Here is an 8,807-nt window from a genome sequence, read left to right on the forward strand (position 1 = left end):
CAGCGGGCGCGCCCGCCGCGACGGGAGCCGTTCACGCGCTCCGCACGCCGGTCTCGGCCGGGAATTCCTCGCCGTCCACCGGTCGCGGGTGGATAGGCCGGTCGGTGGCCGACAGCGCCCGCGCCGAGCCCCCGTTGCGCAGCGCGACGATCTCGGCGGCGATGGCCACGGCGGTCTCCTCCGGGGTCCGTCCGCCGAGTTCCAGCCCGATGGGTGAGCGCAGCCGCGCGAGGTCACGCTCGCTCACCCCGGCCGCCCGCAGTTTCGCCCGCCGTTCCCGATCGGTGCGCCGCGACCCCATCGCCCCCACGTAGGCGACCGGCAGTCGCAGCGCCTCGGCGAGGACCGGGATGTCGAACTTCGGGTCGTGGGTGAGCACGCAGATCACCGTGCGCGCGTCGACCTCGGTGTCGCGCAGGTAGCGGTGCGGCCAGGCGGCCACCACCTCGTCGGCCTCGGGGATGCGGGCGGGGTCGGCGAAGGCGGGCCGCGCCTCGCACACCGTGACCCGGTAGCCGAGCAGCGCGCCGACCCGGCACAGGGCGACGGTGAAATCCGTCGCGCCGAAGACGATCATGCGCGGGCGGGTGGTGAACGATTCGATCAGCACCGTCCGCTGGTCGGCGCCGCCGCCGATCGTGCGGACGCCGGTCGCCCCCGCCGCGAGCATCGCCCTGGCCAGTTCGACCACGGCGGGCGGCCGAGCATCCCCCGCCGACGAGGGGGTCGTGCTCCGCGCGGTGACCGCCAGCAGCGCCCCGGTGCCGAGATCGCGGACCAGCGCGACCGGAACATCCCGTCGCAGCACCGCCTCGACCATCGGGTGTTCGGCGGCGCCGACCCGCTGCACGAACACCTCGAGTTCGCCCCCACAGGTCAGCCCGACCGCGAAGGCATCGGCGTCCTCGTACCCGAAGCGCTCCCGCACCGGCTTCCCGGTCGCGAGCACCTCCCGGCACACCTCGAGCACCGCGCCCTCCACGCAGCCGCCCGACAGACTCCCCCGCACGGTCCCCGCCGCGTCGACGGCCATCACGGCCCCGATCGCGCGCGGCGCGCTTCCCCGCACACCGACGACGGTCGCCAGCGCGTAGGGCGTCCCCTCGGCATGCCAGCGCGTCAACTGGCCGGCCAGCTCACGCATGATCGCCTCCTCTGCCCGGCGGGACCGGCGTACCACCGGTTCTCCTGCGAGAATAGCATCACGAGAATCTTCCTCTCGCAATTCCAGCATTGGATTCTCTATTGAGGCATACTCTACTGACGAACGGGTGCGGTGGCCGCGCGCCCGCGCCACGGAACGGAGGTACCGCCGGATGATCCGAATCAGGCCGTCGCACAGCAGGACACGTCCGCCCACCCGGCCGGGGCGGTGCGGGCGATGACCAGCACCGACGTTCCCGTCACCGGCGCGGTCGGCCGCCGCGTCCCCCGCGTGGAGGACGCCCGCCTGCTCACCGGCGCCGGCGCCTATGTCGACGACGTCACGAGGCCGGGCATGGCGCACGCCTGTTTCGTCCGCAGCCCGCTGCCGCGCGCCGCCATCGGCGAGATCGACGTCTCCGAGGCGCTCGAGCTCGACGGCGTGCTGGCCGTCTACACCGCCGCCGACCTCAACCCCGGCGTGGCCGAGATCTCCTACGCGCTCGACACCCCCGGCTTCCCCGAGGTGGCGCGTCCGCCGCTGGCCGAGGGCGAGGTCCGCTTCGTCGGCGACCCGGTGGTCATGATCGTCGCCCGGGACCGCTACCTCGCCGAGGACGCCGCCGAACTGGTGATCGTCGACTACGACCCGCTCCCGCCCGTGGTCGACTACGCCACCGCCGCCACCGCATCCGAACGCGTGCACGCCGACTGCCCCGGTAATTCCGCGGGCGGTCTGGCCGGCCGCCCGCCCGCCGATCTCGAGCCGGTGTACGCCGAAGCCGCCCACGTCGTGCGGCGCACCATCCACCAGCAGGCCTACTCCCCCGTCCCGCTGGAGACGCGCGGCGTGATCGCCGAATGGACCCCGGCCACCGGCGAATTGACCGTCTGGACGTCGAGCCAGTCTCCGCACGAGGTGCGCGGATTCTTCGCCCGGCTGCTCGGCGTGGCCGAACACCGGGTGCGGGCGATCGTGCGCGACACCGGCGGCGGCTTCGGCCAGAAGGTGGCCCCGCAGCGCGAGGACAGCTGCGTGGCACTGGCCGCACGCAAGCTGGGCGTGCCGGTCAAGTGGATCGAGGACCGCCAGGAGAACCTCATGTCGGCGGGCATGGCCCGCCACGAACACGGCGAGGTCGCGATGGCCTTCGACGCCGAGGGCGCCATCCTGGCCGCCACCATCGAGCACGTGCAGAACGTCGGCGCGTATCCGATCCCCTCGCCGCTGACCTCCTCCATCGCCGTCGGCATGCTCTTCCCCGGCCCGTACCGGGTGCCGCAGGCGGGATTCAGCACCACCTCCTACTACTCCAACACCGTCGGCCGGGTCGCCTATCGCGGCCCGTGGCAGTTCGAATCCCTCTCCCGCGAACTGCTGCTGGACGCCGCCGCCCGCCAGATCGGCATCGACCCCGTCGAGCTGCGCCGCCGCAACATGCTGCGCCGCGACGAGATGCCCACCGTCAACCCCAACGGCATGCCCTATTCCGACGCCACCCCGCTGGAATGCTTCGAGCAGGCGCTGGGCATGCTCGACTACCCGGCCTTCCGCGCCGAACAGGCCGCCGCCCGCGCGCGGGGCCGCTATCTCGGCGTCGGCACCTGCACCTACATCGAGCCGACCACCGGCTCGACGCCGTTCCTGAGCACCGAGGGCGCGACCATTCGCATCGCCCCCACCGGGACGGTGAACGTGCACCTGTCCGGCGGCTCGGCGGGCAACAGCCTGGAGACCACCGCCGTGCAGCTGACCGCCGACGCACTCGGCGTCGACCTCGCCGACGTGCAGACATTGCAGGGCGACACCGCGGTGGCCCCGATGGGCGGCGGCACCAACGGCAGCCGCTCCGGCTCCATGGCCGCGGGCGCGATCGCGGCCACCGCGCAGCTCCTGCGCGAACGGATCGTCGCCATCGCCGCCCACACCCTCGGCGTCACCGTCGAAGACGTCGAGTTCGCCGGGGGCAGGGCCACCGTGCGCGGGACCGACAAATCACTCACCCTGGCCGAGATCGCCCACATCGCCTACTTCCAGACCGAGGCCCTGCCCCCCGGCGTGCCACCCGGTCTGGAGGCGACCGGCCGCCACCGCGCCGACCAGATGATGATCTGGGCCAACGCCACCCACGTGTGCACCTGCGAGGTCGACATCGCCACCGGCGCGGTCACCCTGCTGCGCTACATCGTCAGCGAGGACGTGGGCCCGATGATCAACCCGAACGTGGTGGAAGGCCAGATCCACGGCGGCACCGTACAGGGCATCGGCGGCGCGCTCTACGAACACCTCGCCTACGACGGCGACGGCAACCCGGTCGCCACCACCTTCCTCGACTACCTCGTGCCCACCGCCGCCGAGGTGCCCGACATCGAGATCGGCCACATCGAGACCCGCAGCAGCGGGCCGGGCGGGTTCAAGGGCGTCGGCGAGGGCGGGGCTATCGGCTCCGCGCCCGCGGTCCTGAACGCCGTGGCCGACGCGCTGGCGCCCTTCGGTGTCGAGATCGATCGGCTGCCGCTGTCACCGGCCCGCATCGTCGACATGATCTCGACCGCCACCGCCGAGCACACCGGGAAGGGCACGCGATGAAACCGGCAGCGTTCACCTATCACGCCCCGGAGACAGCGGCCGAAACCGTCTCCCTGCTGGCCGAACTCGGCGACGAGGCGAAGATCATCGCGGGCGGCCAGAGCCTGGTGCCCATGATGGCCCTGCGCCTCGCGGCCTTCGAGCACCTGATCGACCTGCGCAAGGTCACCGAACTGTGCGGCATCGATCTCGACGGCGAGACCGTGCGCGTCGGCGCGGGCACCACCCACGCCGGCGTCGGCCGCGACGACACCGTCCGCGGGCACGTGCCGCTGCTGCACCGCGCCACGCCGCTGATCGGGCACTTCCAGATCCGCAACCGCGGCACCATCGGCGGTGCGATCGCCCACGCCGACGCCGCCGCCGAATACCCCGCGGTCGCATTGACTCTGGACGCCCGCATGCGCACCCTGTCCCCGCGCGGCGAACGCGCCATCGACGCCACGGACTTCTTCACCGGCCTGTGGAGCACCGCGATGGCATCCGACGAACTGCTCGTCGGCATCGACTTCCCGGCCAGGTACGGCCGTCAGGGTTTCGCTGTCGAGGAATTCACCCGGCGCGCGGGCGATTTCGCCATGGCGGGGGCGGCGATCGCGGTGACCCTCGACGCCGATTCCCGGATCGAACGGGCCGCGATCGGGGTGTTCGGCCTCGCCCCCACCCCGCTGCGGGCCAGAACCGTGGAGGCCGAACTCGTCGGCCGTCCCGCCGCCGAGGTGGACGCCGAGGAGATCGGCCGGGCGGCCACCGCCGAGCTGGACTCGGTTCCCGCCGACGTGCACGGTTCCGCCGACTACCGCCGCCGGGTTGGCGCGGTCATGGTCACCCGCGCCTGGCGGCGCGCTCTCGAGGAGGCGAGCGATGACTGACACCCCACCGGATGTGGAGATCCGGGTCGTGGTCAACGGCGTGCGCCGCCGCGACCGCGTCCCGCCCCGGCTCACCCTGGCCGACTACCTGCGCGAACGTCTCGGCCTCACCGGCACCCACCTGGGCTGCGAGCACGGCGTGTGCGGGGCGTGCACGGTACTGCTGGACGGGGCCGCGGTGCGGGCCTGCCTGGTCTTCGCCGTACAGGCCGACGGGTCCGAACTCACCACCGTCGAGGGCCTGGCCGGCCCCGATGGCGAACTGTCCTGCGTGCAGCGCGCCTTCCGCGACCACCACGGCCTGCAATGCGGTTTCTGCACCCCCGGTTTCGTCGTCTCCGCCACCGCCTTCCTCGACGAAAACCCCGCACCGAGCGACGAGCAGATCCGCGAGGCCATGAGCGGAAACCTCTGCCGCTGCACCGGCTACCAGGGCATCCTGCGCGCCGTCCGCGCCGCCGCCACCGAACGGGCCACCGGCGACGGGGCCGCCATCGACCACGCGGCCACCACCGCCGCCGCCCCGGAGAAGTGACATGAAGCTGGAGAACACCTTCACCATCCCCGTCCCCGCCGACCAGGCCTGGCCGGTGCTGCTCGACCTCGAACGCCTCGCCCCCTGCGTCCCCGGCGCCACCATCACCGCCCGCGAGGGCGACGACTACCACGGCCGCATCAAGGTCAAGCTCGGCCCGGTCGGCCTGTCCTACAAGGGCGTGATCCAGGTCGTCTCCCAGGACCGCGACGAGGGCGTCGCGGTCTTCCAGGGCAGCGGCCGGGAGAACCGCGGCAACGGCACCGCCAAAGCCGTCATCACCTGCCGCCTCGCCGAATCCGACGGCGTCACCACCGTCTTCGTCGACACCGATCTGGCCGTCACCGGCAAACCCGCCCAGTTCGGCCGCGGCGCGCTCGCCGAAGTGGCGGGCACCCTCATCGGCGCCTTCGCCGACAACCTCGCCGCCGAACTCACCGCCGCCGAACTCACCGCCACCGAACTCACCGCCACCCAACTCACCGACCCCCCCGCGACCGGCTCGGGCCGGACCACGCCCGGCGGTGTCACCGGAGCACCAGCCGACCGGGCAGCGACCGTGTCGGCCGGAGCCGCCGCGGCGTCCGGGGCCGGGAGGACGTCGCCCGGCCGGCCCGCACCCACCGCCGCAGCCGATGACGCCTCACCCGAGAGTGCGGGCAAGGCAGCGGGTGGCGCCGCCACCGCGACGAGCGGCACGGGCGTCGCCACACCGGGCGCGAGCGTCCGCCCGATCACCCCGCGCCGGGGCGCGGAGCCGATCGACCTGGTGGCCGCGGCGGGCATCACGCCCGTTCACCGCGCGGTGGTGGCGGTCGCCGCTCTCCTCGGCGCGGCGGCCCTGTTCGCCCTGGCCCGCCGACGCCGGTGCGGGCGGGCTAGACGCCCTTGACCGAGGCCCGGTCCATGAAGCCGAACAGGTAGCCGGCGACCCGCCGCATCTGGATCTCCTCCGCGCCCTCGGTGATCCGGTAGCGGCGGTGGTGGCGGTAGATGTGCTCGAAGGGCTTGTAGCGGGAGTAGCCGAGGCCGCCGTGCACCTGCATGGCGCGGTCGGCGGCCTCACAGCACAGCCGATTGGCCCAGTAGTTGCACATCGAGACCTGTTCGGAGACGGCGAAATTGCCGTAGGTGTCCATCGACCAGGCGGTCTTGTGGATCAGCGCGCGCAGCATCTCGCACTGGGTGTGCAGTTCGACGAGCTGGAACTGGATGGCCTGATTGGCGGCCAGCGGTTTGCCGAAGGGCTTGCGTTCCTTGGCGTAGGCCACGGCCTGGTCGACGCAGTACTGGGCGGCGCCGAGACTGGAGGCGGCCTGGCGGATGCGGTTCTCGTTGAAGAAGTGCTGCACCACGGCCAGGCCTCGGCCCTCCTCGCCGAAGATCGCCGAGTGCGGCACCCGCACGCCGTTCAGCGAGACGCGGGCGTGATCGGTGGGCATGTTGAACGTCCACAGGTACTCCTCGACCGTGAAGCCGGGAGCGTCGGTGGGGACCAGGAAGGCGGTGATGCCGCGCCCGTCGCCCGCCTTGCCGGAGGTGCGGGCGAAGATGAGGTCGGCGTCGGCGATGTGCACGCCGGTGTTCCAGGTCTTCACGCCGTTGATGACCCACTCGTCGCCCTCGCGCACGGCGGTGGTCTCCATGTGGGTGGCGTCGGAGCCGTGTTCGGGTTCGGTGATGCCGAAGGCGAAGAACTTGGTGCCCTCGGCCAGGCCGTCTACCCAGGTGGCCTTCTGCTCGTCGCTGCCGTATTCGAGCATCAGCAGCAGGCCGACGTTGTTGGCGACGATGGCGTGCTCGTTCTGCAGGTCGCAGTGCAGGCCGAGGCCACGGCGGGCCAGGTGCTCGCGGATGACGGCCATGCCGAGGTTGGTGCCGTCGCGTCCGCCGTATTCCTTGGGGAAGGCGTAGCGGTAGTGACCGGCGGCGTCGGCGCGGCGACGGGCCTCGGCCAGCAGCGCCTCCCACTCCTCGGTGGGCAGGCCGCCGCGCTCCCAGTCGGTGCGGGCGTCCTCGCGGCGGTGGTCGAAGAACTTGACGTTGTCGCCGGTCTGCTCGAGCGGCACGATCTCGGCCTCGATGAAGGCGTCGAGTTCCTCCAGGTAGGCGGCCAGCTCCTCGGGGAGTTCGAAATCCATGGTTTCTCCTAAGCTTTCGTGCCGGGGCTGATCGAACTCGGGCGGATCTGCATGAGCAGGTCCCATTCGATCTCCGACACGCGGCGGCCGCTGGCGGCCATGACGATGTCGCGGACGGTGCCGTCCAGGTGCGCGGCGGCCTGACCGGCCAGCCCGACCCCCCAGGACAGGGTGCCCATCACCTTCCACCACCGGAACCGGTCGACGTCGAAGACACCACCGGCCTCCTCGTAGCCGCGCACGAAGGTGTCGCGATCGGCGAAACCGCCGAATTCCTTGTCGTCGTTGCGGAATCGCCACATGCGCAGCGCGGGCCAGGCCACATCGCGCATGGGGTCGCCGTTTCGCTGCGCGCCCTCCCAGTCCAGCACCGCGGCCAGGCCGTCGGGGGCGACGATGATGTTGCCGTTGCGCAGGTCGGTGTGCAGCAGGGCGGTGCGCGGCGGTGGGGCGGGCAGGCGGCGCTCCAGCCAGCGCAGTGCCATCGCGAACACCGGACGATCGGAAAGCAGTGTGCGCACGCCCTTCTCGGCTTCGGCGAGCGCGTCGGCGGCCGGGTCGGGACCGGCGGCGGGCAGAGCCTCGGGGGCGGACGCGGGGTCGATGGCGTGCAGCGCGCCCATGGCCGCGCCCCACTGGCGGGCGACGGTCTCGGCGTTGCCCGTGGCGTCGATCAGGCGAAGCACCTTGCGCGGCACCGTTTCCCCGTCGATGCGCTCGGAGACGAGGAACGGCTCGCCGATCCGGGCGGCATCCGCGCACACCGCGACCAGGGCGGGGACCGGGACGCCGTGCGCGCGGGCGAGTTCGCGCACCGCGGCCTCGGCGTCGACGGTCATGATCTCGACGGCGGGCGGGACGATGGTGGCGACCAGCGGTCGCGAGCCCTGCCCCTCGATCTCGGCGGTGAAGGCGACATTGCGCCGCCGCGCGCCGGCGGAGAGGAATTCCAGCCCGGTGACCCGCACCGGGCTGCCGTAGGTTTCGGCCAGGACCGCCGCGAGCCCGGCGGACGGATCGGCGCTCACTCGCCCTCCCAGGAGTCGTAGCCGGGCTTGGCGATCGCCAGATCGGCGCGCACCACCTCGGTCAGTGCCTGCCAGAGCGCTTCCTCGTCGCCTTCGGGCACGGCGGCCAGCAGGTCGGCCTCACGGCGCGCCGCCTCGGGTCCGAGCTGCACCTCGCGGCCGAGGATGCGCGCAAGGTTCGCCCCGACCCGCGTACGATGCTGCAATCCGGGCGGCAGCGCGGGCAAAAGCGTGTCCTCCAGCAGTTCGGCCAGCGATTCCAGCAGCTCGGCTGCCGTCGGTCGGTTCTGCACAGGCGACTCCCTCGTCGGACTGCCGGAAAATGGGACCCCATCAATTTGGCCGATCCCCCATGCCCCGTCAATAGCCCCGCCCCGCCCCAGGGGGGCCGGGCCGGGGGGGCGACGCCCCGCGCACGCCCGCCGAGCCCGCGGAGGGGCGCGGGGGGGTGGGCCGGCGGTGGGGGCGCAGGGGCCCGGGGGGGCGGGCCGCGGTTGG

The 8,807-nt window shown here is 72.6% G+C and carries 8 protein-coding genes; 4 read left to right on the forward strand and 4 right to left on the reverse strand.

What is annotated here, in order from left to right; all coding sequences use genetic code 11:
• Positions 1-31: 31 nt before the first annotated feature.
• Positions 32-1,144 (reverse strand): XdhC family protein, encoded by a 1,113-nt coding sequence (locus tag QH283_RS18175; protein ID WP_280504186.1) that lies wholly within the window; start codon positions 1,142-1,144, stop codon positions 32-34.
• Between the two features lie 237 nt (positions 1,145-1,381).
• On the opposite strand from QH283_RS18175, the gene QH283_RS18180 reads away from it, so the two are divergent.
• Genes QH283_RS18180 through QH283_RS18195 form a run of 4 tightly spaced genes read left to right on the forward strand, consistent with a single transcriptional unit; the run spans position 1,382 to position 6,032 of the window.
• The gene (locus QH283_RS18180; RefSeq protein WP_280504187.1) at positions 1,382-3,733 is read left to right on the forward strand and encodes a xanthine dehydrogenase family protein molybdopterin-binding subunit; all 2,352 of its coding nucleotides are present in this window, start codon (positions 1,382-1,384) and stop codon (positions 3,731-3,733) included.
• Positions 3,730-4,605: an FAD binding domain-containing protein gene (locus QH283_RS18185; protein ID WP_280504188.1), complete on the forward strand. Its 876-nt coding sequence runs from the start codon at positions 3,730-3,732 to the stop codon at positions 4,603-4,605. Before QH283_RS18180 ends, QH283_RS18185 begins: the two co-directional genes overlap by 4 nt.
• Complete coding sequence (locus QH283_RS18190; protein ID WP_280504189.1) at positions 4,598-5,140, forward strand: (2Fe-2S)-binding protein; 543 nt, start codon at positions 4,598-4,600, stop codon at positions 5,138-5,140. Before QH283_RS18185 ends, QH283_RS18190 begins: the two co-directional genes overlap by 8 nt.
• Before the next feature lies 1 nt (position 5,141).
• The gene (locus QH283_RS18195; protein ID WP_280504190.1) at positions 5,142-6,032 is read left to right on the forward strand and encodes an SRPBCC family protein; all 891 of its coding nucleotides are present in this window, start codon (positions 5,142-5,144) and stop codon (positions 6,030-6,032) included.
• On the opposite strand, the gene QH283_RS18200 is transcribed toward QH283_RS18195, so the two are convergent.
• Genes QH283_RS18200 through QH283_RS18210 form a run of 3 tightly spaced genes read right to left on the reverse strand, consistent with a single transcriptional unit; the run spans position 6,019 to position 8,602 of the window.
• On the reverse strand, positions 6,019-7,281 hold the full coding sequence (locus QH283_RS18200) for an acyl-CoA dehydrogenase family protein (protein ID WP_280504191.1): 1,263 nt from the start codon (positions 7,279-7,281) through the stop codon (positions 6,019-6,021). The genes QH283_RS18195 and QH283_RS18200 overlap by 14 nt on opposite strands.
• Before the next feature lie 8 nt (positions 7,282-7,289).
• Positions 7,290-8,309: a phosphotransferase family protein gene (locus tag QH283_RS18205; protein WP_280504192.1), complete on the reverse strand. Its 1,020-nt coding sequence runs from the start codon at positions 8,307-8,309 to the stop codon at positions 7,290-7,292.
• Positions 8,306-8,602 carry a DUF6285 domain-containing protein gene (locus tag QH283_RS18210; RefSeq protein ID WP_280504193.1) on the reverse strand — a complete coding sequence of 99 codons (297 nt, stop codon included), beginning with the start codon at positions 8,600-8,602 and terminating at the stop codon, positions 8,306-8,308. The genes QH283_RS18205 and QH283_RS18210 overlap by 4 nt, the downstream gene beginning before the upstream one ends.
• Positions 8,603-8,807: the final 205 nt, after the last annotated feature.

Origin of the sequence: Nocardia farcinica (genome assembly GCF_029867845.1) — a bacterium.
Classification (GTDB): Bacteria; Actinomycetota; Actinomycetes; order Mycobacteriales; family Mycobacteriaceae; genus Nocardia; species Nocardia farcinica_A.